This is a genomic window from Sphingobium sp. WTD-1 (genome assembly GCF_030128825.1).
Classification (GTDB): Bacteria; Pseudomonadota; Alphaproteobacteria; order Sphingomonadales; family Sphingomonadaceae; genus Sphingobium.
Map to the genome: position 1 here is coordinate 1,195,681 of NZ_CP119127.1, position 23,020 is coordinate 1,218,700.

The following is a 23,020-nucleotide window of genomic DNA, read 5'->3' on the forward strand; positions in this document are numbered from 1 at the left end:
GCGCGGCCGAGCGGTCAGACCCAAGCTGATTTTGATTAGAAGGTAGGATAAAATGGCTAAGGCTAAGTTTGAGCGGAATAAGCCGCACTGCAACATCGGCACCATCGGTCACGTTGACCATGGTAAGACCTCGCTGACCGCGGCGATCACCAAGGTTCTCGCCGAAACCGGCGGTGCGACCTTCACCTCGTACGACAACATCGACAAGGCTCCCGAAGAGCGCGAGCGCGGCATCACCATCTCGACCGCCCACGTCGAGTATGAGACCGAAGCCCGTCACTACGCGCACGTCGACTGCCCGGGTCACGCTGACTACGTCAAGAACATGATCACCGGTGCCGCCCAGATGGACGGCGCGATCCTGGTCGTTTCGGCCACCGACGGCCCGATGCCGCAGACCCGTGAGCACATCCTGCTCGCCAAGCAGGTCGGCGTGCCGCAGCTCGTCGTGTTCATGAACAAGGTCGACCTGGTCGACGACGCCGAAATCCTCGAGCTGGTCGAGCTGGAAATCCGCGAGCTGCTGAGCTCGTACGACTTCGACGGCGACAACATCCCCGTCATCGCCGGTTCGGCTGTCGCTGCCCTGCAGGACAAGACCCCGGAAATCGGCCACGACGCCGTTCTGAAGCTGATGGCTGCCGTCGACAGCTGGATCCCGCAGCCCGACCGTCCGGTCGACAAGCCCTTCCTGATGCCGATCGAAGACGTGTTCTCGATCTCGGGTCGTGGTACCGTCGTGACCGGCCGCGTCGAAACCGGCATCGTCAAGGTTGGTGAAGAAGTCGAAATCGTCGGCATCAAGCCCACCAAGAAGACCACCGTCACCGGCGTCGAAATGTTCCGCAAGCTGCTCGACCAGGGCCAGGCCGGCGACAACATCGGTGCGCTGATCCGTGGCGTGGGCCGTGAAGAAGTTGAGCGTGGTCAGGTTCTGGCCAAGCCCGGCTCGGTTACCCCGCACACCGAATTCGACGCCGAAGTCTACGTGCTGTCGAAGGAAGAGGGTGGCCGTCACACCCCGTTCTTCGCGAACTATCGTCCGCAGTTCTACTTCCGCACCACCGACGTGACCGGCGAAGTGATCCTCCCCGAGGGCACCGAGATGGTCATGCCTGGCGACAACGTGAAGCTCGGCGTCAAGCTGATCGCTCCGATCGCCATGGACTCGGGTCTGCGCTTCGCCATCCGTGAAGGCGGTCGTACCGTCGGCGCAGGGGTTGTCGGCACGATCTCGAAGTAATATAGGACCGCAGCGGCGCGAATCGCCCGATTCGCGCCGCTGAAGTTTTTTACCCGCCCCGGATCGCCTTTCTCCGGCTCGAACGAGCTAGAAGGGCAAAACGGGGCGGATATTTTTTTGTTGGCGTGTTTTTGTAAATCAACGGCTGCTCCGGCTGATTCATGAAAATGCGCTGGTTATTGGCTCTTTCGCATCGGTACAGGAACAATGGACAGCAACATCCGCATTCGCCTCAAGGCGTTCGATCATCGCGTGCTCGATCAGGCGACCGGCGACATCGCCGAAACCGCCCGCCGCACCGGCGCCCTCATTCGCGGTCCGATTCCTCTTCCGACGCGCATCGAAAAGTTCACGGTCAACCGTGGTCCGCACATCGACAAGAAGTCGCGCGAGCAGTTCGAAGTCCGCACCTACAAGCGTATGCTTGACATTGTGCAGCCGACGCCGCAGACGGTCGACGCGCTGATGAAGCTGGACCTGGCTGCCGGCGTGAACGTCGAAATCAAGCTGGCCTAAGGTCGGCAAGTCCCCGCCTTCCGCAAGGTAGGCGGGGTATCGGGTATTCTGTTCCTCTTCTCGGAAGAGGTGGAAGCTCAAACGACACAAGGGATACCGCACGGCCCGCCGGTGAACCGGCCAAGGCGCGTGGTCCTGGTCCCCCGTCGCCTTTCCCGAGAGGGATCGGCATCCAACCCGGACGGGGTGATCTATACATTGGGTTGGGCCGCGAAGCAGAGATGCTGAGCGGTTTTTTCGTTGGATACGCCCGCTGCTATGGCGGGCCTCTATGGGAGTAATCAGTGATGCGCACTGGCGTGATCGCTAAGAAAGTCGGGATGACCCGCCTGTTCCAGGACGACGGACGTCACGTCCCCGTCACGGTCCTCAGCCTTGAGGGTACGCAGGTCGTCGCACGTAAGGAAGTCGAGCGCGACGGTTATGTCGCCCTTCAGCTGGGCGCTGGCGTTGCAAAGGCCAAGAATGTCGCCAAGCCGCAGCGCGGTCACTTCGCCAAGGCGGAAGTTGAACCCAAGGCGCGTCTGGTCGAATTCCGCGTCGCCGAGGATGCGCTCCTCGACGTCGGCGCTGAAATCGCCGCTGACCACTTCGTCGCTGGCCAGCTGGTCGATGTTGCCGGTCACACCCAGGGTAAGGGCTTTGCCGGTGCTATGAAGCGCTGGGGCTTCGGCGGTATGCGCGCCACCCACGGCGTGTCGATCAGCCACCGTGCGCATGGTTCGACCGGTAACCGTCAGGATCCGGGCCGCGTCTTCAAGAACAAGAAGATGGCCGGTCACATGGGTGATCGTGAGCGGACCCAGCAGAATCTCGAGATCGTCCGCACGGACGTCGAGCGTGGTCTGCTGTTCGTCAAGGGTTCGGTTCCGGGCGCCAAGGGCACCTGGCTGACCGTCAGCGACGCCGTGAAGGTTCCCCGTCACGCCGACGCGCCCTATCCCGCCAGCCTGAAGCAGGCTGCAAACAGCAATGCCGCGCCGGCCGAGACGCCCGCGGAAGCGGCCGCTCCCGAAGCGACCGAAGGCCAGGAGGGCTAAACCATGAAGGTCAATGTACAGACCCTCGACGCCGCAGCTGCCGGTGAGCTGGAGCTCAACGATGCCGTTTTCGGCCTCGAGCCCCGCGCCGACATTCTGCACCGCGTCGTCACCTGGCAGCTCGAAAAGCGTCGTGGCACTGCCCGCGGCACGCGCGAGCGTTCGGATGTCGCTCGCACCGGCAAGAAGTTCGGTCGCCAGAAGGGCGGCGGTACCGCTCGTCACGGCGATCGCCGCGCTCCCGTCTTCATTGGCGGTGGTAAGGCTCACGGTGCCCGCGTTCGCGACTTCAACCCCTCGCTGAACAAGAAGGTTCGCGCGCTGGGTCTGAAGATGGCGCTGTCGTCGAAGGTCAAGGATGGTTCGCTGATCATTCTCGACAATCTCGACGTAGCCGAAGGCAAGACCAAGGCGCTGGTCGCCAACCTGGCCAAGCTGAACCTGAACAAGGTTCTGTTCATCGACGGCGACGCCGTGAACGTCAGCTTCGCCAAGGCTTCGGCCAACATCGTCGGCGTCAACCTGCTGCCGGCCGTTGGTGCCAACGTCTACGACATCCTGAAGGCCGACTCGCTGGTGCTCACCCGCGCCGCGGTCGAAAAGCTGGAGGCCCGTTTCAATGGCTAAGAAAGAAGCCGCGACCGTGGACAACCGTCACTTCGACGTCGTTGTCGCGCCGGTCATCACCGAGAAGTCGACCCTTCTCTCGGAAAACAACGCCGTTGTTTTCCAGGTCGCCAACGACGCATCGAAGCCTGAGATCAAGGCTGCCGTCGAGGCGCTGTTCGGCGTGACCGTCAAGGCGGTCAACACGCTGGTGCAGAAGGGCAAGGTCAAGCGCTGGAAGGGCAAGCCCTACAAGCGCAACGACGTGAAGAAGGCGATCGTCACGCTGGCCGAAGGTCAGTCCATCGACGTCACCACCGGTATTTGAGGCGAGATAGATGGCACTCAAGCACTATAATCCGACGAGCCCGGCCCAGCGCGGCCTGATCCTCGTCGACAAGTCGAGCCTGCACAAGGGCAAGCCTGTCAAGGCGCTGACCGAAGGCAAGCGCAAGACCGGTGGTCGTAACAACAAGGGCCATGTCACTTCGCGTGGTATCGGTGGCGGTCACAAGCAGCGCTATCGTATCATTGACTTCAAGCGTCGCCTGTGGGACGTTGAAGGCACGGTCGAGCGTCTGGAATATGACCCCAACCGCACCGCCTTCATCGCGCTGGTCAACTATCCCGACGGCACGCAGGCGTACATCATTGCGCCGCAGCGTCTGGCGCCCGGTGACAAGGTCATCGCGGGCAAGAAGACCGACGTGAAGCCGGGCAATGCGATGGAACTGGGTCAGATGCCGGTCGGCACGATCATCCACAACATCGAGATGAAGCCGGGCAAGGGCGCACAGCTCTGCCGTTCGGCAGGCACCTATGCCCAGCTGGTCGGTCGCGACCGTGGCATGGTCATGGTGCGTCTGTCGTCGGGTGAGCAGCGCTACATCCGTTCGGACTGCATGGGCACCGTTGGCGCCGTGTCGAACCCCGACAATGGCAACACCAACCTTGCCAAGGCTGGCCGCAACCGTTGGAACGGCATCCGTCCTCTGACGCGCGGTGTTGCGAAGAACCCGGTCGATCACCCGCATGGTGGTGGTGAAGGCCGGACCTCGGGCGGCCGTCACCCGGTCACCCCGTGGGGCAAGCCGACCAAGGGTGCGCGCACCCGTCACAACAAGGCAACGGACAAGTTCATCATCCGTAGCCGCCACGCGAAGAAGAAGAGGTAAGCGAGATGGCTCGTTCCGTCTGGAAAGGTCCGTTCGTGGACCTCAGCCTTCTGAAGAAGGCGGAAGTCGCGCAGGAAAGCAATGGCCGCTCGGGTCCGATCAAGACCTGGTCGCGCCGTTCGACCATCCTGCCGCAGTTCGTTGGCCTGACGTTCAACGTCTATAACGGCCGCAAGCATGTTCCGGTTCTCGTGAACGAGGATATGGTGGGTCACAAGCTGGGCGAATTCGCTCCGACCCGCTTCTTCCCCGGTCACGCTGCCGACAAGAAGGGCAAGCGCTAATGAGCAAGGAAAAGGCTCCCCGTCGCGTCGCCGACAATGAAGCGCTCGCCGTCGGCACGCAGATCCGTGGTTCGGCCCAAAAGCTGAACCTGGTCGCCACGCTGATCCGCGGCCGCAAGGTCGAGGACGCGCTCAACATCCTCGCCTTCTCGAAGAAGGCGATGGCTGTCGACGTGCGCAAGGTGCTGGCTTCGGCCATCGCCAACGCGGAAAACAACCACAATCTGGACGTCGACGCTCTGGTCGTCGCGGAAGCATCGGTAGGCAAGAGCTTCACCCTGAAGCGCTTCCACGCTCGCGGCCGCGGCAAGTCGACCCGGATCCTCAAGCCCTTCAGCCGCGTGCGCATCGTCGTGCGTGAAGCTGGCGAAGAAGCGGAGGCGTAAGCACATGGGTCACAAGAGCAACCCGATCGGTCTGCGTCTGCAGATCAACCGTACCTGGGACAGCCGCTGGTTCGCCGAAGGCGCCGACTATGGTCGCCTGTTGCTGGAAGATCTCAAGATCCGCCAGTACATCATGAAGAACCTGCCGCAGGCCGCGATCTCGAAGGTCGTGATCGAGCGTCCGGCCAAGCTGTGCCGCGTGTCGATCTACGCTGCCCGTCCCGGTGTCATCATCGGCAAGAAGGGTGCAGACATCGAAAAGCTTCGCAAGAAGCTGGGTGCCTTCACCTCGTCGGACGTGTCGCTGAACATCGTCGAAATCCGCAAGCCGGAAATCGATTCGAAGCTCGTCGCACAGGGCATCGCCGACCAGCTGGAACGCCGCGTTGCCTTCCGTCGCGCCATGAAGCGTGCGGTGCAGTCGGCTCTCCGTCTGGGCGCCGAAGGCATCAAGATCACCTGCGGCGGCCGTCTGGGCGGCGCGGAGATCGCGCGTGTCGAATGGTATCGTGAAGGCCGCGTTCCGCTGCACACCCTGCGTGCGAACGTCGACTATGCCGAAGCCACGGCCCACACCGCCTATGGCGTTTGCGGCATCAAGGTCTGGATCTTCAAGGGCGAGATCCTCGGCCATGATCCGATGGCTACCGACCGGCTGATGCTGGAGGCTCAGACCTCCGGCGTGCGCCCGGCGCGCTGAGAATAAGAAGGTAATAGCGTCATGCTGCAACCGAAGAAGATGAAGTTCCGCAAGACCTTCAAGGGTCGGATCAAGGGCGATGCGAAGGGCGGCACTGCGCTGAACTTCGGCGCCTATGGTCTCAAGGCTCTGGAGCCCGAGCGGATCACCGCGCGCCAGATCGAAGCGGCTCGCCGCGCGATCCAGCGCCACCTGCGCCGTCAGGGTCGTCTGTGGATCCGCGTGTTCCCCGACGTTCCGGTCACCAAGAAGCCGGCTGAAGTCCGCCAGGGCAAGGGCAAGGGTTCGGTCGAATATTGGGCGGCTCGCGTCGCTCCCGGCCGTATCCTGTTCGAACTGGACGGCGTTCCCGGTCCGCTCGCAGCAGAGGCCTTCTCGCGCGCCGCGATGAAGCTGCCCATCAAGACGAAGGTCGTTGCCCGCCTCGGCGACACCTCGCACCTGGAGGGTTAAGCTGTGGCCAACGTTGCAGACCTCAAGACCAAGTCGGACGACGAGCTGTCGACCGAGCTGAACAACCTGAAGCGCGAGCAGTTCAATCTGCGTTTCCAGGCGGCCACCAACCAGCTGGAAAAGCCCAGCCGCGTTCGTGAAGTCCGTCGTTCGATCGCGCAGATCAAGACCCTGCAGACCGAGCGTTCGCGCTCGGCCGCGAAGTAAAGGAAACACACGATGCCCAAGCGCGTGCTGACGGGAACGGTGGTTTCCGACAAGACCGACAAGACGGTGGTGGTTCGCGTGGAGCGCAAGGTTAAGCATGCGCTCTACGGCAAGATCATCCGCCGGTCGAAGAAGTACCATGCCCATGACGAGGGCAATGTCTACAAGGAAGGCGAAACGGTCCGTATCGAAGAGACCGCTCCGATTTCCAAGCTCAAGACCTGGAAGGTCATCGAGCGTGTGGACACCCACAAGTCGCCGGAATCGGCGGCCTAAGGGCAGTCACCGACTCTAGAGTCGAAAAAGTTCGGACGCGGGGCTGGCCTTTTCCTTCGGGAGGAGGTACAGGCCCGCGCTTCGTGCATTTCGATTCACCGGGTCGACTCACGAAATTCGGAACCGCCGGGATAGTCCCGGTAGGCCAAATAAGAAGGAACCGGATCCATGATCCAGATGCAATCCAATCTTGACGTCGCGGACAACAGCGGCGCCAAGCGCGTCCAGTGCATCAAGGTGCTGGGCGGCTCGAAGCGGCGTTTCGCCGGCGTGGGCGACATCATTGTCGTCTCCGTCAAGGAAGCTGCTCCGCGCGGTAAGGTGAAGAAGGGTGACGTGCATCGCGCCGTCATCGTGCGCACCGCCAAGGACGTGCGTCGCGCTGATGGCAGCGTGATTCGCTTCGACGGCAATGCCGCTGTGCTTATCAACAAGAACGAGGAGCCGATCGGCACCCGTATCTTTGGCCCGGTCGTTCGCGAACTGCGCGCCAAGAAGCACATGAAGATCATCTCGCTCGCTCCCGAGGTGCTGTAATGAGCGCTGCTAAGATCAAGAAGGGCGACAAGGTCGTCGTCCTGGCTGGCAAGGACAAGGGCCGTACCGGCGCCGTCCTCCAGGTGATGCCCAAGGACGACAAGGTCCTGGTCGAAGGCATCAACGTGCATGCGAAGCATCGCAAGCCCGACCAGTCGAACCCGCAGGGTGGCATCGACCGCAAGCCGGCCCCGATGCACATTTCGAACGTCGCTGTCGCCGACAAGGATGGCAAGCCGACCCGCGTCCGTTTCGAGGACCGCGACGGCAAGAAGGTCCGCGTCGCCGTCAAGTCCGGTGAGGTGCTGTAATGGCCGACAAGTATATTCCGCGCTCGAAGTCGATCTACGACGACGCCATCGTGAAGGCGATGGTCGAGAAGTTCGGCTACAAGAATGTGATGGAAATCCCGAAGATCGAGAAGATCACGCTCAACATGGGCGTCGGTGAAGCCACGCAGGACAAGAAGAAGGTCACTTCGGCCGCCGAGGAAATGGAACTGATCGCCGGCCAGAAGCCGGTCATCACCAAGGCGAAGAAGTCGATCGCGCAGTTCAAGCTGCGTGAAGGCATGCCGATCGGTGCCAAGGTCACGCTGCGCCGCGAGCGCATGTATGAATTCCTTGATCGCCTGATCAACATTGCCCTGCCGCGCGTGCGCGACTTCCGTGGTCTCAACCCGAAGAGCTTCGACGGCCGTGGCAACTATGCCTTCGGCATCAAGGAGCAGATCATCTTCCCCGAGATCAACTATGACCGCATCGACAAGGTGCGTGGCATGGACATCATCGTGACCACCACGGCGAAGACTGACGACGAAGCGCGCGAACTGCTGCGCCTCTTCGGCTTCCCCTTCCCGATTGAAGAGAAGCAGGCGGCCTAACAGGCCCCGCTTCTCTCCCAACGCTTAAGCTAAGGAAGAGAACTTAAGTCATGGCGAAACTGAGTTCGATCAACAAGAACGAGCGCCGCAAGAAGCTGGTGAAGAAGTATGCCGGCCGCTATGCGAAGCTCAAGGCGATCGCAGCCGATACCGCTCTCGACGACACCGAGCGTCTGATTGCGCGTCTGAAGATGGCGGAAGTCCCCCGCAACGGCAACCCGACCCGCATTCGCAACCGCTGCGAACTGACGGGCCGCCCGCGCGCTTACTACCGCAAATTCCGTCTCTGCCGCGTGCAGCTGCGTGATCTGGCCAACAAGGGCCTGATCCCCGGCGTCACCAAGTCGAGCTGGTAAGGATCATTTGAGATGGCATTGACCGATCCCCTGGGTGATATGCTCACCCGCATCCGTAACGGGCAGCAGGCGAAGAAGGACAGCGTTGTGTCCCCCGCCAGCAAGCTCCGTGCCCGCGTGCTCGACGTGCTGCAGCGCGAAGGCTATATCCGTGGTTATTCCGAGGAAACCCTCGGCAATCACCCCGGCCTGCGCATCGAGCTGAAGTATTTCGAGGGCCAGCCTGCGATCAAGCATGTTGCCCGCGTGTCCAAGCCTGGTCGCCGCGTTTATTCCGGTTCCAAGGAACTGCCGGTGATCCGCAACGGCCTGGGCATCACCATTGTCTCGACGCCCAAGGGCGTTCTGTCCGACGCCGAAGCGCGTGAACAGAATGTCGGCGGCGAAGTGCTGGCGGAGGTGTTCTGATGAGCCGCACTGGCAAGAAGCCGGTCACCGTGCCTGCGGGCGTGACCGCGTCGATCGCTGACGGTCAGCTGTCGGTGAAGGGGCCCAAGGGCACCCTCGCCATGCCGCTGGCCGACGAAGTGACCTACACCGTCGAAGAAGGCAGCATCGCTGTAAAGCCCGCCAACAACGGCAAGCGCGCGCGCGCTTTCTGGGGCATGCAGCGTACCCTGATCCAGAACCTGATCACCGGCGTGACCCAGGGCTTCTCGAAGAAGCTGCTGATCACCGGTGTCGGCTACCGTGCGAACTCGCAGGGCAAGACCCTGAAGTTGCAGCTCGGCTACAGCCACGACGTCGATTTCGAGATTCCGGAAGGCATCGAGATCAAGACCCCGGATAACACCACGGTCGAGATCAGCGGCATCGACAAGCAGCAGGTAGGCCAGGTCGCCGCCGAGATCCGCCGCTGGCGCAAGCCCGAACCCTATAAGGGCAAGGGTATCAAGTACGCCGGCGAATTCATCTTCCGCAAGGAAGGGAAGAAGAAGTAAGATGGCTAAGCTTTCCCTCTTCGCGCGGCGTCGTCGCCGCGTTCGCACCGCGCTCAAGGCTGTTTCGGGCACCCGCCCGCGCCTCAGCGTCCATCGTTCGGGCCGTCACATCTACGCCCAGATCATCGACGACGTCGCCGGTAGCACCGTCGCCGCCGCTTCGACCCTGGACAAGGATGTTGGCTCGAAGGCTCTGGGCAAGACCGGCGCCTCTTCCGAAGCCGCTGCCGATGTCGGCAAGCGCGTCGCTGCCGCTGCTACGGCGGCCGGCGTCACCAAGGTCGTGTTCGACCGCGGTGGCTTCCTGTTCCATGGCCGCGTCAAGGCGCTGGCCGATGCCGCCCGTGAAGGCGGGCTGGAGTTCTGATCATGGCTGACGAAAACACCAACGAAGTCGTCGCGCCCGTCGAGGGTGCCGAGGCTCAGACCGAAGGTCGTGGTCCCGGCCGTGGCCGTGGCCGTGGCGGTGACCGCAACCGTGGCGAGCGTGGCGGCCGTGGCCGTCGCGACGACCGCCGTGGCGGCAACCGTGACGAGGAACAGGGCGAAGAGCTGATCGAGAAGCTGGTTCACATCAACCGCGTCTCGAAGACCGTCAAGGGCGGTAAGCGCTTCGGTTTCGCTGCTCTGGTCGTCGTCGGCGACGGCAAGGGCCGCGCCGGTTTCGGTCATGGCAAGGCGCGCGAAGTGCCTGAAGCCATCAGCAAGGCGACCGCTTCGGCCAAGAAGGCCATGGTTCGCGTTCCGCTGAAGGAAGGCCGCACCCTGCACCATGACGGCCTCGGCCACTTCGGTGCTGGCAAGGTGACTGTCCGTTCGGCTCCGGCCGGTACCGGCATCATCGCCGGCGGTCCGATGCGCGCCGTGTTCGAAAGCCTCGGCGTCGCTGACGTCGTGACCAAGTCGAACGGCACCTCGAACCCCTACAACATGATCCGTGCGACCTTCGCGGCGCTGGGCGAGCAGACCAGCCCCAAGTCGGTGGCGCAGCGTCGTGGCAAGAAGGTCGCTGACCTTCTGCGTCGCGGTGGTGCCTCGGCCGAAGTCGCGCAGGCTGACGCCGAAGCGATTGCGGAGTAACTGACATGGCGAAGATCAAGATCAAGCAGATCGGTTCGCCGATCCGTCGCCCCGAAAGCCAGAAGAAGATTCTGATCGGCCTGGGCCTTGGCAAGATGCATCGCGTGGTCGAGCTGGAAGACACGGCGGAAGTCCGCGGTGCCATCAAGAAGCTCCCCCACATGGTGGAAGTGGTCGAGGGCTAAGCCCTTTCGATCCGACGAAATGAAGCGAAAGAGGGGGAAACCCCTCTTTCGTTTTTTCAGCGGAAGCGCTAACGGGCGCTTCCTTTAGATGATCCCGCACGGGATCAGCGCGACAAAAGCGAAAGCGAGTGCGAACATGAAACTGAACGAAATCAACGACAATGCCGGTGCCCGCAAGGGTCGTATGCGCGTCGGCCGCGGTATCGGCTCGGGCAAGGGCAAGACCGCCGGTCGCGGCCAGAAGGGTGCCAAGGCACGCTCGGGCGTCAGCATCAACGGCTTCGAGGGTGGCCAGATGCCGCTCCACATGCGCATCCCGAAGCGCGGCTTCAACAACATCTTCGCCAACGATTATGCGATCGTGAACCTGGGTGAAGTGCAGGCCGCGATCGACGCCGGCAAGCTGGACGCCGCTGCCGTCATCGACCATGCCGCGCTCAAGGCAGCCAACCTGGCCCGTGGTGGCAAGGATGGCGTCCGCGTTCTCGCCAAGGGCGAACTGACCGCCAAGGTCAGCTTCCTGGTCGCCGGTGCCTCGAAGAGCGCCGTCGAAGCGGTCGCCAAGGCCGGTGGCAAGCTGGACGTGATCGAAGTCGTCCCGGCAGCCGAGAAGGCCAAGGCGAAGAAGGGCACCGCCCTTGCCGCCAAGAAGGCCGCCAAGGCCTAAGTCTCGCCCGAGACTTGCAAGCACGGCCCCGCTGCCCGATATGGGTTGGCGGGGCTATGTGTATCGGGGGGAGCATATGTTCGTCGCAACGGCGGCAACTCCCGTTCGACATGGTCTTCCCGCCCCGCTAAGGGGGTAGCGATTCCGCCACGGAGCCCGATGGCTCCGGCAAGAATGATTTGAAGGGCAGCCACAATGGCATCGAGAGCCGACCAGCTCGCATCCAATCTCAGCCTCGCGAAGTTCAGCCAGGCGACCGACCTCAAGAAGCGCCTGTGGTTCACCCTCGGCGCGCTGATCGTCTTCCGCTTCCTCAGCTTCGTGCCGCTGCCGGGTATCGATCCCACCGCGCTCGCGGCCTGGTCGCAGAAGTCGGCCGGTGGCATCCTCGACATCTTCAACACCTTCTCGGGTGGTGCATTGTCGCGCGCGAGCCTCATCACGCTCGGCATCATGCCCTATATCACCGCGTCGATCGTGGTGCAGCTGGCCGCCTCCCTCTCGCCGCAGCTCGCGGCGATCAAGAAGGAAGGCGAAAGCGGCCGCAAGAAGCTGAACCAATATACCCGTTATGGCACCGTCGGCCTGACCGCCGTGCAGGGCTATGCCGCCGCCGCCAACTGGCAGGCGCAGGGCGTGGTCGTGGACCCCGGCATGCTGTTCGTCGTCTCGGCGATCATCTCGCTGATCGGCGGCACCATGTTCCTGCTGTGGCTGGGTGAGCAGATCACCTCGCGCGGCATCGGCAACGGCACCAGCCTGATCATCATGGCCGGTATCGTCGCCCAGCTGCCGGTGACGCTGAGCAACCTGTTCAAGTCGGGCAGCGAAGGCTCGATCTCGGGCCTGGTCATTTTCCTGGTCGTCGTGCTGGGCTTTGGTCTGATTGCCTTCATCTGCTTCATGGAGCGCGCGCAGCGCCGGGTGCTGATTCAGTATCCCAAGCGCCAGACGCGCCAGGGCCTGATGCAGGCCGATCGCAGCCATCTGCCGCTGAAGGTCAACACCGCCGGCGTGATCCCGCCGATCTTCGCCAGCTCGCTGCTGCTGCTGCCGCTGACCATCTCGCAGTTCATGGGCGTGAAGGCGGACGACGACAGTCGCTGGAGCAGCATCGTGCTGACGATCAACCAGTATCTGTCGCACGGCAGCCCCTTCTATATGGCCCTTTATGGCCTGGGCATCGTCTTCTTCTGCTTCTTCTACACCGCCGTGGTGTTCAATCCGGAAGAGACGGCCGACAATCTGAAGCGCAATGGCGGCTTCATTCCGGGCATCCGTCCGGGCAAGAATACCGAGAATTATCTCGATTATGTCCTGACCCGGATCACCGTGATCGGGGCCGCCTACCTGGCCTTCATCTGTCTGGTGCCGGAATTTGCCATCGCCCGGGCGGGAATTCCCTTCTACCTTGGTGGGACTAGCCTGCTGATCGTGGTCAATGTTACGGTCGATACCGTGACCCAGATTCAGAGCCATCTGCTTGCCCATCAATATGGGGATCTGATCAAGAAGGCGAAGCTGAAGGGCCGTCTGCGCTAAGGGGGCGCAGACAGGCTAGCGCAAGAATAAGGGGAGAATGCGCGCAATGAATATCATTCTGCTTGGTCCTCCGGGTGCCGGCAAGGGCACCCAGGCCACGCGGCTCGTCGACAGCCGTGGCATGGTTCAGCTGTCGACCGGCGACATGCTGCGGGCTGCGGTCAAGGCGGGGACTCCGGTCGGCCTGCAGGCTAAGGCGCTGATGGAATCGGGTTCGCTGGTGCCGGACGAGGTCGTGTCGGGCATCATCGGCGAAGCGCTCGATGCGCTGTCGGCCGATACCGGCGTGATCTTCGACGGCTATCCGCGGACCGAGGCCCAGGCCCATTCGCTCGACACCATCCTGGCCGATCGCGGCCGCACGCTCGATCATGTGATCGAGCTGGAAGTGGACGAGGATGCGCTGGTCGAGCGCATCACCGGCCGCTTCACCTGCGCGACCTGCGGCGAAGGCTATCATGACGCCTTCAAGCAGCCCAAGGTCGAGGGTACCTGCGACAAGTGCGGCGGGCATGAGTTCAAGCGTCGTCCGGATGACAATGAGGAAACGGTGCGCACCCGCATGGCCGAATATCGTGCCAAGACCGCACCGATCCTGCCGATCTACGAAGCGCGCGGCATCGTCAGCCGCGTCGACGGCATGGCCGACATGAACGACGTCAGCGGCGCGATCGTCGCCATCTTGGACGGCGTTCCGGCCTGAGCTATTCTCCCTCCCCGACGACAAGGCGGGGAGGGGACATGGCCTATCCAATCAGATCGATACTGACAGGCGCCGGCATGGCGCTGGCAGCCGCGCCCGGACAGGGTGGGGTGGTTGCCAGCAGCGATGCCGGCTTTGTCGTGCAGGCGAGCGTGGACGTGGCCGTGGCGCCCGACGCGGCCTATGCGCTGCTGGCGGAGCCGGGGCGCTGGTGGAACAGCGCCCACACTTATAGCGGTGATGCGCGCAACATGGTGCTGGAGGCGAAGGCTGGCGGCTGCTTCTGCGAGACCCTTCCCGACAAGAGCGGAAAGGAGCCCTCCGGCAGCATCGAACATGCGCGGGTCATCTATGCCGCGCCGGGCCAGCGATTGCGCCTGAGCGGCGCTCTGGGGCCGTTGCAGAGCGAGGCCGTGACCGGCGTGCTGGATTTCGCCATAGCGGCCGCGCCGGGCGGTAGCCGCGTGACGCTGACCTATTCGGTGGGCGGCTATATGCGCGGTGGTCTGGCGCCGATTGCGCCGATCGTCGACAAGGTGCTGGTGGAGCAGCTCGACGGGTTGAAACGAGTCGCGGACACCCACGCACGCTGATCGGGTGGCAGTCGTTCCAGAACGGGATTGCCCGGCCATCATTCGCCATAGGTGGCTGGGATATTAACCAAGAAAATATCCCATTCGTTGCTCCATCATTGCTATGAAGCATCATGGTCGAAACGAAGCCGAAGCGGACAAGGCTGACGGAGCTGGACGCGTTGCGCGGGATCGGCGCCTTGTGCGTGCTGGTCTTCCATTATTCGACCCGCTTCCATGAGCTGTTCCCGCAGGCCAGCCATGTGCCCTTCAGTTTCCCCGGCGGCAATTACCGCGTGCTGCTGTTCTTCACCATTTCCGGCTTTGCGATCTTCTTCACGCTGGATCGGATCGGCACGGTCGCCGACTTCATCGTCAACCGCTTCGCCCGCCTCTACCCCGCCTATCTGGTGGCGATGCTGGTGACGCTGTCGATCGAATATCTGGCGCAGGCAACCCAGTTGCTGGTCGGCCCCTTTGCGATTCTCGCCAATCTGACGATGCTCCAGGGCTTTGCCTTCATTCCCGAAGTGGATGGCGCCTATTGGACGCTGACGGTGGAGATCGCCTTCTATTTCTGCATGGTCTCGATCTGGAAATGGATCGGCCTGCGGCATCTGGAACCGACGCTGGTGGTCTGGCTGATCCTGCGCTGGGTCATGCAGCTCTGGCCCGACATCGTGCCCGAACGGGTCGTGATGCTGCTGGTGCTGCGCTATACGCCCTTCTTCATCATCGGCATGCTGGCCTACCGCATATGGGCTCGGCAACGCAGCTGGCAGCAGCAGGCCCCCTATGCCGCGCTCGCCCTGCTGTCGATCGCGACCATGGAAACATGGGACGTGACCATTGTCGGCCTGGTGCTGATGGTGACCTTCGCAGCGCTGATCCGCAATCATCTGCGCTTCCTGGCGATCCGGCCGCTCGTCTGGATGGGCGGGATCAGCTACAGTTTCTACCTGATCCACCAGCATGTCGGTTTCGTCATCATGCTGGAAATCGCCAGGGCCGGCTACAGTCCCTGGATCGGCTTTGCCGCCGCCTTCCTCGTCGCGCTGACGCTTGGCACGCTGATCAACCGCCTGGTCGAGCGACCGGCGGGGGAGATCATCCTGCGCTGGTGGAAGAAACGGCGACAGGCGCCCGCCGCCATCGCGGAAACAGCACCCAGCGGATAGGGGCGCTGCTATATGCAGCAACGCCCCTTATCATTCTTATTGCGCGACCGGTGCTGCCGCCGCCGCATTGTCGGGCAGGCCACCCAACTGGGTCACCAGCTTGGTATAGGCGTCGAGATAGGCGAGTACGATCACCTGACCGATTTCGGTATTCTGGTAACCGCCGCCGCCTGCACCGGCGAAACCACCCCACCAGCTCGAACCGCCACTGGCATTGAAGCTGAGGTCAGACTTGCGGGCATAGCCTTCGGTCAGCGCCTCTTCCTCGGTGGTGCGGGCATTAACGACCGAAAGCGTGACATTGGCCTCGCTCTTCTTGACGTTGATGCCGCCGGCGATCCGGCCCCAGGTGCTACCACCCATGAAGCCGCCCAGTACGCCGCCCAGCGAATTGCCACCGCTATTGCGGTTGGAGGAGACGATGTCGGGCTCCAGGAAATAATCCGCCGCCTTCACCTGGCCGCGGCCCAGATTGCTGCCGGCCTGCAATTCGCCATTGTCAGCCATGGCGCGTTCCATGTTGCGGTTCGCCATGGAACGGCCACGATTGACGAGGCCGAAACAGCCCGATTGCTGGACGAAAATCTTCAGGATCGCCTCGGGGCTGCCCAGATTGAGTTCGCGCCACCACTGATTGTCGGGCTCGACGATCGCGACGGTGCCCAGTCGCTTGGTGCAGTGCGGGATTTCCGCCTGTTTCCGCGACTGCTCCTGGCGAGCCGACGAGCCCTTTTCGGCGGCCATGGCGAGCGGTGCGGTTGAGCCAAGGCAGACCGCAGCTGCAGTCAGCATCTTCAATACACGCATTTTTCTTAACCCCGTTTCTGTCTGATCGAGAGAATGTCGTGCGACCCGGGTATTTTTCAGGAGCCTATCATAGTGGCAGGATAGTGTCATGTCCGCACACCGGCATGCGCGATCCTGCTGACAGCGCCTGAAACTGCTGCTATCGGGCGCCGATGACCGACCTGTCCCATATCCGAAACTTTTCGATCATTGCGCATATCGACCATGGCAAGTCGACGCTGGCCGATCGCCTGATCCAGCGCACCGGCGGCCTGACCGACCGTGAGATGAGCGCGCAAGTCCTTGATAACATGGACATCGAGAAGGAGCGCGGGATCACCATCAAGGCGCAGACCGTGCGCCTGGACTATACCGCCAAGAATGGCGAGACCTATGAGCTCAATCTCATGGACACGCCGGGCCATGTCGACTTCGCCTATGAAGTGTCGCGGTCGCTGGCCGCGTGCGAGGGCGCCTTGCTGGTCGTCGACGCCGCGCAGGGCGTGGAAGCGCAGACGCTGGCCAACGTCTATCAGTCGATCGAGCATGACCATGAGATCGTGCCCGTCCTGAACAAGATCGACCTGCCCGCCGCCGAGCCGGAAAAGGTGCGCGCGGAAATCGAGGAAGTGATCGGCCTCGACGCGTCGGAAGCGGTGCTGGCCAGCGCCAAGTCGGGCATCGGCATCGACGATATCCTGGAAGCGATCGTCACCAAGATCCCGCCGCCCAAGGGCGACCGCAACGCGCCGCTGGAAGCGATGCTGGTCGATAGCTGGTATGACCCCTATCTGGGCGTCGTCATCCTGGTGCGCGTCGTCAACGGCGTCATCAAGAAGGGGCAGGCGATCAAGTTCATGATCGGCGGCACCGAACATCTGATCGATCGCGTCGGCTGCATGCGCCCCAAGATCGAGGCGCTGCCGGAACTGGCCGCCGGCGAGATCGGCTTCATCACCGCGCAGATCAAGGAAATCGCCCAGACCCGCGTCGGCGACACGATCACCACGGTGAAGAATGGCGCCGCCAAGCCGCTGCCGGGCTTCAAGGAAGTGCAGCCGGTGGTGTTCTGCGGCCTGTTCCCGGTCGACGCCAATGATTTCGAGAAATTGCGCGAATCCATCTCGAAGCTGCGCCTCAACGACGCCAGCTTCTCGTTCGAGATGGAAACTTCAGCCGCGCTCGGCTTCGGCTTCCGCTGCGGCTTCCTCGGCCTCCTTCACCTGGAAATCATCCAGGAGCGGCTGAGCCGCGAATATGATCTGGACCTGATCACCACGGCGCCGTCGGTGGTCTATGAGATGCACATGAAGGATGGTCGCACCCTTCACCTGCACAATCCGGCCGACATGCCCGATCCCAATCATATCGAGATGATCGAGGAGCCCTGGATCGAGGCGGTGATCTATTGCCCCGACGAGTATCTCGGCTCGATCCTGAAGCTCTGCCAGGATCGTCGCGGCATCCAGAAGAACCTCACCTATGTCGGCGGCCGCGCCCAGGTGACCTATGAACTGCCGCTCAACGAAGTGGTGTTCGACTTCTATGATCGCTTGAAGAGCATCAGTCGTGGCTATGCGTCGTTCGACTATCATCAGATCGGCACGCGCGAGGGCGACCTCGTCAAGATGAGCATCCTCGTCAACAACGAGCCGGTCGATGCGCTGTCGATGATCGTCCACCGCAGCGCCGCCGAAGCGCGCGGCCGCCATATGTGCGAGCGCCTGAAGGATCTGATCCCCCGCCACCTGTTCAAGATCCCGATCCAGGCGGCGATCGGCGGCAAGGTGATCGCGCGCGAGACCATCGCGGCGATGCGCAAGGACGTCACGGCGAAATGCTATGGCGGCGACATCACCCGCAAGAAGAAGCTGCTGGAGAAGCAGAAGGAAGGCAAGAAGCGGATGCGCGAATATGGCAGCGTCCAGATTCCGCAGGAAGCCTTCATCGCCGCGCTGCGCATGGGCGACGAGAATTGAGGTTATGACATGGCGCCCGACGCCTTGTCCCTGTGACGGGATGGCGTCGGGCGCGATCAGGCGTCAGTCTATTTCGCGCCGTTCATGCTGAACGCCGTCGAGAGGAAGATCGACCACACGCTTTCATTTTTATCGGGATTGGCATTGCCCCAATCGCGGGCGAATTGGATGCCGCCGGTCAGGTTGCCATCCTTGTCGGCCGCAAGATAGACGGGGGCCGCAAGACGATAGCTGTCCTTGTGACTATTATAGGTAATGGTCGGGGACAGGCCGATCGTTCCAAAATAACGGGATAGATTGTCCTTGCCCCAACCGAGGTCAAACCGGGTCCGTATGTTCAGGGCCGGCTCGAACGACCAATTGGCTTTCGGCGCCATGGTATTGAATGTCTTGCATTCGCCAATCGTCGCAAGCTTGATGGCGCAATATTCCTGCCCTTTGAACGCATCATCAATGTCCCAGCGACGCGCGACCGTGGCGGAGGGGCGGATCAGCAAGCCATCGAACAGCCAGGCCTTCCCCTCGAAATGGCGGAAGGCATAAGCCCCCAGCGATGGCGAGAAGCGCCGCGCTTCGCGCTGACCCAAATCGGGTTTGGACCCATCGTCAGATTTGGCGAGCAATGTGCTAAGCAGCTTGGGGGTCTGCGGGTCGATGACAATACCCGGTGCAAAGCTGTCGGGCAGGATATATTTGAAATTCTGCATCCCCATCGTGGCAGTGAAGCCCCAGCCAAGCTCGGGAAGGGCCTTGGCACTCGGTTCCCAGAAGGCCTGGTTATAGGCGGCGACATTGGCCTTGTAACGGTCGGTGGCGTCGGGATCGAAGGACCAGGCAAGCAGGTCCGTATCGCTGCATCCCAGCGGTCTGGCTGATGTGGTATCGAAATGATCGGTTTTGGCTGCCATCGCCTCTTCGCAGCGCCGGATCAAAGCGTTGGCGAAATTCTTCGCCCGGCTCTCAGCGGAATTCTCCGCATCGTGGCTGGGAATGACTGGATAGCGCTGGCGACCGAAGGTCAATGTGATCGCCAGTTGATCGTCCGAATAGCTGCCATTTCTGGCGATCAGGCCAACCTTCTTGTTGTCGGGATCAAAGGCCGCGGAGAAGCCCAGGCCAAGGCTGGAGGTTATCGGTCGGAATCCATTGCCCTGAGAGATGCGGCGTCGGGATAAGGGGAAGCTATATTGCGCATCCATTGCCTCATCCCCCTTGGCCAGCGAGATGCGTGAGGTGAAGGGCTGGTCGATGCTGGCGAAGCTGATCTCCCTTTTCTTCCCCTTCTTCTGCGCCTCCGTCTCGATGAAATTGGTGAGTCGGGTCTCCGCCCATTGGGGTCGGTCTTCACCGTCCCTGTAGGGATAGGCCATCAGATCATATCCGGGCGCAACCCCTGCGCAGCCGGCATAGCCGACAATGCAGTCCATTCTTGCAGGTGATTGCGGTGATGGGGGAGGAGGTGAGGGGGCAGCTGATGCGGCGAGGACTGGAGCATCGTTCCGGTCCGACAGAAGTCTGTTCAGTTCGGCTTCTGTTGCCTTGGCCCGTCGCAGCGCGTCTTCCGCGTCAAGCCGGGCGTCACTGGCCTGCTTCAAGAGGCGCTTCAGTTCGGCATCGGAGGAATTGGATATCGTTACGGGTGTAGTCGAAAATGATGTTTCTGGCGTAATTGCTGCTAGAGCTATTGAAATATATGCAGATACCTTTGCATATTTTCGTAATATTATCACAGGTTTACCCCCGTATTTTCCTGAAAATTACGAAGTTGATATAATATTATCAACGCATCATTATTTATTTTCAGGCGAGGTAAGGCAACATCATAATCAGTTTATTCGTTGATGGCCAAGGCATCGGTCGTTCTGCATGAATCGGACTGCAGTCTGAGAGTTGATTGGAAAAATCGCGAAAGGGCGATTTTTCAGTACGGTAGCGGGCTGCTACCGACTTTCTCAAAGGGCCTCTGAATCATGGCCTGAAAACAAAGAATGGAGCCTGAATCACATTTTCGTGAATGCGCGAGATGTCGCTGCCTCAGGCGTTCAGGCTCTGATTGTCGGGCTAATTGCCCGCCAGCGCGCGCCGTCGCCGGATTTCCTGACGGACGCGCTCAACCGCGGCGATCGCCGCGGGGCTGCCGGGGCCGCTATTGGGATCGGGCGTGAGTGCCTTGTGACTCGCATGCGCCGGCGACAATGGCGTGAAGCGATCGGGCGCGCGGCACCGCAGCAGGAACATCAGCAACCGGTCATTATAGACCCGCTGGGTGCCGACCAGCTTGCCATAGCTGTAGACCGGCACTTCGACGCCATGGATGGCGCGCTCCATGGCGATATCCTCCAGTCGGCGCACGCCCTGATCCAGTGCGGCCTGCCAGGCGGCGGCAAAGGATTCCGCATTGCGCGCGAGGCGCAACTGATAGGCGGAGACGGTCGATTTGCCGGCCTGGGCCGCGGCATGGGTGACCGAGCCGGAATCGGCCAGTGCCGCGATGAAGATGCGTTGTCGCGCCACGGTCCAGCCATCGTGCCGACCGCGCCGGGGGACGGGCTGGAAATCGACCAGGGCATTGGGCTGGGTTGGGGCAGCGGCCGCAGCATCAGGCGATGTCGGCCAGGGCGAAGGGGGTGAAGGGATCGAGCTCATGTCTGTCATATAACCTATATGGTTACATGTAGGACAGGCCTCAGTGCGCACACCAGTCGATCGGCCGGTTCGACCAGGGTTGGGCATAATGTTTGAGGATGAGCAGTTGGCCGAGCGAGACGCCGTCGCGGACCAGAATGCGCGCGTCCGGATCGCTGTCTGCCGGGTCGGGGTGAGCTTCGAAGCTGCCGCCATTCATCATGCCCTGCAATGCGGTGCGGCCGGCGCGGGCGAGTGCGGCCTCCTGCGGGCAGGCGGCGCCCTCGAGTCGCGGTGCGCTGATGTCGGCGAGATGGTAGCGGCGGCCCTGATAGGCATAGCTATCATTCGACAGGACGCAGGCCTGGCCATCGAGGTCTTCACAGGCGGCAAAGCGGACGGAAATGGTGGCAGGGGCTTCGGCTGCTGGCGTGGCTGGCGCCGACGTAGCAGGCAGCACATGGCGCATCAGGACCAGCAGCAGCGCCCCCATCAGCAGGGCGATGAGGATGAGGCGCAATGGCATGATGGCCCGGCGCTCGTCCTGTTTTTCATTGAGCCAATGGCCGGACCGGTCCTGGTCTTCGTCACCAATATCATGAAGGCTATAGGCCATGATTCATCCCCAATCGGGTGCTATTATATGCAAATATTGGGAAATTTTTGGTTAACCACAGTGCCGGCAGCGTGCCAGGCCGGGCGATGCCTTGACGCTGGAGCGGGGCCATGGTGAAAAACCGCTGGAGCCAGACGAGGGAGACGGCGTGAGCGAACCATGGCTATATGACGAGCATCCGGCGATGGTCCGGGCGCATCCCTTTCTGTTCCTGCTGCTGCTGATATCGGTGGTTGGCATTCTGGCGATCGGTGTGTGGTGGGTGCTGCACAAGGGCGAGCGGCTGGCGCTGAGCGAACGGGAGGTGCTGCTGGAGCGGGGGCTGCTGGCGAAGCAGCGGACCGAGATCGCGCTGAGCAGCATTCGCAGCGTGCGCATCACCCAGACGCTGGGCCAGCGTCTGTTCGACGTCGGCAATGTCGAGCTGTTCAGCGCCGGTGACGTAGCGGAAATTGCAGTTCGCAACATGCCGCGACCGGGCCGTATCCGGGCGATCGCGGCGGCGCGCAACCTGGATCTTCTGCCCCAGCGCTGACCGGCCGATGTGAGGTCGTGCGCAAGGAAAAGGCGCACTTGTCCGCAGTTTCTTGTCGAACATAATGTCTAGGCCCTTGACTTGGACGCATTTATTTTAACCAATAGGAGCCCAGGAGCCGGCAGAGCTTTCCACCCGCACGAGGACGCCAGGAACAAGCAACGTCGATCCGCATCAGGCGGGCGGCGCGAGATAAGGGGCGCCTAGATGGTGGGTTTGCGCGTAATGCCGCTGTTGCCGGAACTGACGGCTGATCAGCGAGCCGAGATCCGGCAGGCCTGTGGCTTTGCCTGCGTCCGCTGCGGCGTGACCATCTATCGCTATCTGGGGCTGCCTGACGGGCCGGGGGCGACGCTGCTTTGCCCCACCTGCCATGGATTGGTGGAAGAGGGGCGGCTGACCGCGAATCAGGTCCACAGCTTCCATGCCAATCCGGTGGTGCGCCAGCGCCACTTTGCGCGCGATCGCCTGCCTTTCTCCAACGAATTGCCGCAACTCATCGTCGGTGGATCGCGGCTGCTGCGCGACACGCCGATTCCCATCACCCTGGACGGCGAACCGATCCTGATCTTCGCGCCACCGCGCCGGTCGATGGGGGCGACGCGGATCAGCGTGCGGCTGGGCGCGGCGGACGGCACGCCGATGCAGGTGATCGATGGCAATGAATGGAAGCCGCATGACGGAAGCTGGCATTTCCTGCTGCGTGGCGACCGCTATTCGATGATGGCCGCGCGCGGCGATGGCTTGTGCGTGCTGCGTATCGTGGCGCGCAACCGGATCGCGGTCGAGCATCTGCGCACCACGATCAACGGGCGCCGGCTGGAGGTGACGCCGGACTGGCTGGAGGTCGATGGCAAGCGCTATGTCGACCGGATCGGCAGCGGAACGCTGATCGGCCTGGAACTGTAGGCGGCGCCTTTCGGGGCGCTATCCGGGGTTCCGATTGCAG

The 23,020-nt window shown here is 62.1% G+C and carries 33 protein-coding genes; 29 read left to right on the forward strand and 4 right to left on the reverse strand.

From position 1 onward, the window contains the following. Nucleotides 1–52 precede the first annotated feature (52 nt). The 26 genes from tuf to N6H05_RS06000 all read left to right on the forward strand — a co-directional run bounded on the left by tuf (nt 53) and on the right by N6H05_RS06000 (nt 15,530). Nucleotides 53–1,243 (forward strand): elongation factor Tu, encoded by a 1,191-nt coding sequence (gene tuf / locus N6H05_RS05875; RefSeq protein WP_004208725.1) that lies wholly within the window; start codon nt 53–55, stop codon nt 1,241–1,243. A gap of 207 nt (nt 1,244–1,450) precedes the next feature. Then, nucleotides 1,451–1,759 (forward strand): 30S ribosomal protein S10, encoded by a 309-nt coding sequence (gene rpsJ, locus N6H05_RS05880; RefSeq protein ID WP_004208724.1) that lies wholly within the window; start codon nt 1,451–1,453, stop codon nt 1,757–1,759. 287 nt (nt 1,760–2,046) lie between these two features. After that, on the forward strand, nt 2,047–2,799 hold the full coding sequence (rplC, locus tag N6H05_RS05885) for a 50S ribosomal protein L3 (protein ID WP_004208723.1): 753 nt from the start codon (nt 2,047–2,049) through the stop codon (nt 2,797–2,799). Between the two features lie 3 nt (nt 2,800–2,802). Then, entirely contained in the window at nt 2,803–3,426 is a 624-nt protein-coding gene (gene rplD, locus N6H05_RS05890; RefSeq protein WP_004208722.1) for a 50S ribosomal protein L4, read from the forward strand. Continuing rightward, the gene (locus N6H05_RS05895) at nt 3,419–3,733 is read left to right on the forward strand and encodes a 50S ribosomal protein L23 (protein WP_004208721.1); all 315 of its coding nucleotides are present in this window, start codon (nt 3,419–3,421) and stop codon (nt 3,731–3,733) included. The genes rplD and N6H05_RS05895 overlap by 8 nt, the downstream gene beginning before the upstream one ends. 10 nt (nt 3,734–3,743) lie before the next feature. After that, nucleotides 3,744–4,580 carry a 50S ribosomal protein L2 gene (gene rplB, locus N6H05_RS05900; protein WP_004208720.1) on the forward strand — a complete coding sequence of 279 codons (837 nt, stop codon included), beginning with the start codon at nt 3,744–3,746 and terminating at the stop codon, nt 4,578–4,580. A 5-nt stretch (nt 4,581–4,585) separates the two neighbouring features. Next, nucleotides 4,586–4,864 (forward strand): 30S ribosomal protein S19, encoded by a 279-nt coding sequence (rpsS, locus tag N6H05_RS05905; RefSeq protein ID WP_004208718.1) that lies wholly within the window; start codon nt 4,586–4,588, stop codon nt 4,862–4,864. Continuing rightward, entirely contained in the window at nt 4,864–5,250 is a 387-nt protein-coding gene (gene rplV, locus N6H05_RS05910; RefSeq protein WP_004208717.1) for a 50S ribosomal protein L22, read from the forward strand. The genes rpsS and rplV overlap by 1 nt, the downstream gene beginning before the upstream one ends. Nucleotides 5,251–5,254: 4 nt before the next feature. After that, nucleotides 5,255–5,950 carry a 30S ribosomal protein S3 gene (gene rpsC, locus N6H05_RS05915; RefSeq protein ID WP_004208716.1) on the forward strand — a complete coding sequence of 232 codons (696 nt, stop codon included), beginning with the start codon at nt 5,255–5,257 and terminating at the stop codon, nt 5,948–5,950. A 21-nt stretch (nt 5,951–5,971) separates the two neighbouring features. Next, nucleotides 5,972–6,403: a 50S ribosomal protein L16 gene (gene rplP / locus N6H05_RS05920; protein ID WP_004208715.1), complete on the forward strand. Its 432-nt coding sequence runs from the start codon at nt 5,972–5,974 to the stop codon at nt 6,401–6,403. Nucleotides 6,404–6,406: 3 nt separating this feature from the next. Further along, nucleotides 6,407–6,610 (forward strand): 50S ribosomal protein L29, encoded by a 204-nt coding sequence (gene rpmC, locus N6H05_RS05925; RefSeq protein WP_004208714.1) that lies wholly within the window; start codon nt 6,407–6,409, stop codon nt 6,608–6,610. Between the two features lie 12 nt (nt 6,611–6,622). Further along, nucleotides 6,623–6,886, forward strand: a complete 264-nt coding sequence (rpsQ, locus tag N6H05_RS05930; protein WP_004208713.1) for a 30S ribosomal protein S17 — start codon at nt 6,623–6,625, stop codon at nt 6,884–6,886. A gap of 168 nt (nt 6,887–7,054) precedes the next feature. Next, nucleotides 7,055–7,423, forward strand: a complete 369-nt coding sequence (rplN, locus tag N6H05_RS05935) for a 50S ribosomal protein L14 (RefSeq protein ID WP_004208712.1) — start codon at nt 7,055–7,057, stop codon at nt 7,421–7,423. After that, nucleotides 7,423–7,734, forward strand: a complete 312-nt coding sequence (rplX, locus tag N6H05_RS05940; RefSeq protein WP_004208710.1) for a 50S ribosomal protein L24 — start codon at nt 7,423–7,425, stop codon at nt 7,732–7,734. Before rplN ends, rplX begins: the two co-directional genes overlap by 1 nt. Further along, entirely contained in the window at nt 7,734–8,306 is a 573-nt protein-coding gene (gene rplE, locus N6H05_RS05945; protein ID WP_004208709.1) for a 50S ribosomal protein L5, read from the forward strand. Before rplX ends, rplE begins: the two co-directional genes overlap by 1 nt. A gap of 50 nt (nt 8,307–8,356) precedes the next feature. Continuing rightward, nucleotides 8,357–8,662: a 30S ribosomal protein S14 gene (gene rpsN / locus N6H05_RS05950; protein WP_004208708.1), complete on the forward strand. Its 306-nt coding sequence runs from the start codon at nt 8,357–8,359 to the stop codon at nt 8,660–8,662. 12 nt (nt 8,663–8,674) lie between these two features. After that, on the forward strand, nt 8,675–9,070 hold the full coding sequence (gene rpsH / locus N6H05_RS05955) for a 30S ribosomal protein S8 (RefSeq protein WP_004208707.1): 396 nt from the start codon (nt 8,675–8,677) through the stop codon (nt 9,068–9,070). Beyond that, complete coding sequence (gene rplF, locus N6H05_RS05960) at nt 9,070–9,603, forward strand: 50S ribosomal protein L6 (protein ID WP_004208706.1); 534 nt, start codon at nt 9,070–9,072, stop codon at nt 9,601–9,603. The genes rpsH and rplF overlap by 1 nt, the downstream gene beginning before the upstream one ends. Before the next feature lies 1 nt (nt 9,604). Then, nucleotides 9,605–9,970 (forward strand): 50S ribosomal protein L18, encoded by a 366-nt coding sequence (rplR, locus tag N6H05_RS05965; RefSeq protein ID WP_284113072.1) that lies wholly within the window; start codon nt 9,605–9,607, stop codon nt 9,968–9,970. Between the two features lie 2 nt (nt 9,971–9,972). After that, entirely contained in the window at nt 9,973–10,683 is a 711-nt protein-coding gene (gene rpsE / locus N6H05_RS05970; protein WP_004208704.1) for a 30S ribosomal protein S5, read from the forward strand. Between the two features lie 5 nt (nt 10,684–10,688). Further along, nucleotides 10,689–10,868, forward strand: coding sequence for a 50S ribosomal protein L30 (gene rpmD, locus N6H05_RS05975; protein ID WP_010337294.1), 180 nt, complete (start codon nt 10,689–10,691; stop codon nt 10,866–10,868). A gap of 136 nt (nt 10,869–11,004) precedes the next feature. Beyond that, entirely contained in the window at nt 11,005–11,535 is a 531-nt protein-coding gene (gene rplO, locus N6H05_RS05980) for a 50S ribosomal protein L15 (RefSeq protein ID WP_004208702.1), read from the forward strand. Nucleotides 11,536–11,730: 195 nt separating this feature from the next. Next, entirely contained in the window at nt 11,731–13,077 is a 1,347-nt protein-coding gene (secY, locus tag N6H05_RS05985; RefSeq protein ID WP_125988488.1) for a preprotein translocase subunit SecY, read from the forward strand. Between the two features lie 46 nt (nt 13,078–13,123). Beyond that, on the forward strand, nt 13,124–13,780 hold the full coding sequence (locus N6H05_RS05990; protein ID WP_284113073.1) for an adenylate kinase: 657 nt from the start codon (nt 13,124–13,126) through the stop codon (nt 13,778–13,780). A gap of 38 nt (nt 13,781–13,818) precedes the next feature. Then, complete coding sequence (locus N6H05_RS05995; RefSeq protein ID WP_284113074.1) at nt 13,819–14,373, forward strand: SRPBCC family protein; 555 nt, start codon at nt 13,819–13,821, stop codon at nt 14,371–14,373. Between the two features lie 113 nt (nt 14,374–14,486). Then, nucleotides 14,487–15,530, forward strand: coding sequence for an acyltransferase family protein (locus N6H05_RS06000; protein ID WP_284113075.1), 1,044 nt, complete (start codon nt 14,487–14,489; stop codon nt 15,528–15,530). A gap of 36 nt (nt 15,531–15,566) precedes the next feature. Here N6H05_RS06000 and N6H05_RS06005 read toward each other — a convergent pair whose 3' ends face one another. Continuing rightward, nucleotides 15,567–16,337 (reverse strand): CsgG/HfaB family protein, encoded by a 771-nt coding sequence (locus N6H05_RS06005; protein ID WP_284113076.1) that lies wholly within the window; start codon nt 16,335–16,337, stop codon nt 15,567–15,569. A 152-nt stretch (nt 16,338–16,489) separates the two neighbouring features. Here N6H05_RS06005 and lepA point away from each other — a divergent pair, with 152 nt between their 5' ends. After that, complete coding sequence (gene lepA / locus N6H05_RS06010) at nt 16,490–18,295, forward strand: translation elongation factor 4 (protein ID WP_284113077.1); 1,806 nt, start codon at nt 16,490–16,492, stop codon at nt 18,293–18,295. Nucleotides 18,296–18,363: 68 nt separating this feature from the next. On the opposite strand, the gene N6H05_RS06015 is transcribed toward lepA, so the two are convergent. From N6H05_RS06015 to N6H05_RS06025, 3 genes are all read right to left on the reverse strand, one after another. After that, entirely contained in the window at nt 18,364–20,025 is a 1,662-nt protein-coding gene (locus tag N6H05_RS06015; RefSeq protein WP_284113078.1) for a hypothetical protein, read from the reverse strand. Nucleotides 20,026–20,356: 331 nt separating this feature from the next. Then, nucleotides 20,357–20,950, reverse strand: coding sequence for a hypothetical protein (locus N6H05_RS06020; RefSeq protein WP_284113080.1), 594 nt, complete (start codon nt 20,948–20,950; stop codon nt 20,357–20,359). 31 nt (nt 20,951–20,981) lie between these two features. Beyond that, complete coding sequence (locus N6H05_RS06025; protein WP_284113081.1) at nt 20,982–21,536, reverse strand: nuclease; 555 nt, start codon at nt 21,534–21,536, stop codon at nt 20,982–20,984. 148 nt (nt 21,537–21,684) lie between these two features. Here N6H05_RS06025 and N6H05_RS06030 point away from each other — a divergent pair, with 148 nt between their 5' ends. Beyond that, a complete protein-coding gene (locus tag N6H05_RS06030; protein WP_284113082.1) occupies nt 21,685–22,071 on the forward strand; it encodes a PH domain-containing protein in 387 nt (128 codons plus the stop codon). 225 nt (nt 22,072–22,296) lie between these two features. Next, nucleotides 22,297–22,980: a hypothetical protein gene (locus N6H05_RS06035; protein WP_284114180.1), complete on the forward strand. Its 684-nt coding sequence runs from the start codon at nt 22,297–22,299 to the stop codon at nt 22,978–22,980. Nucleotides 22,981–23,020 lie beyond the last annotated feature (40 nt).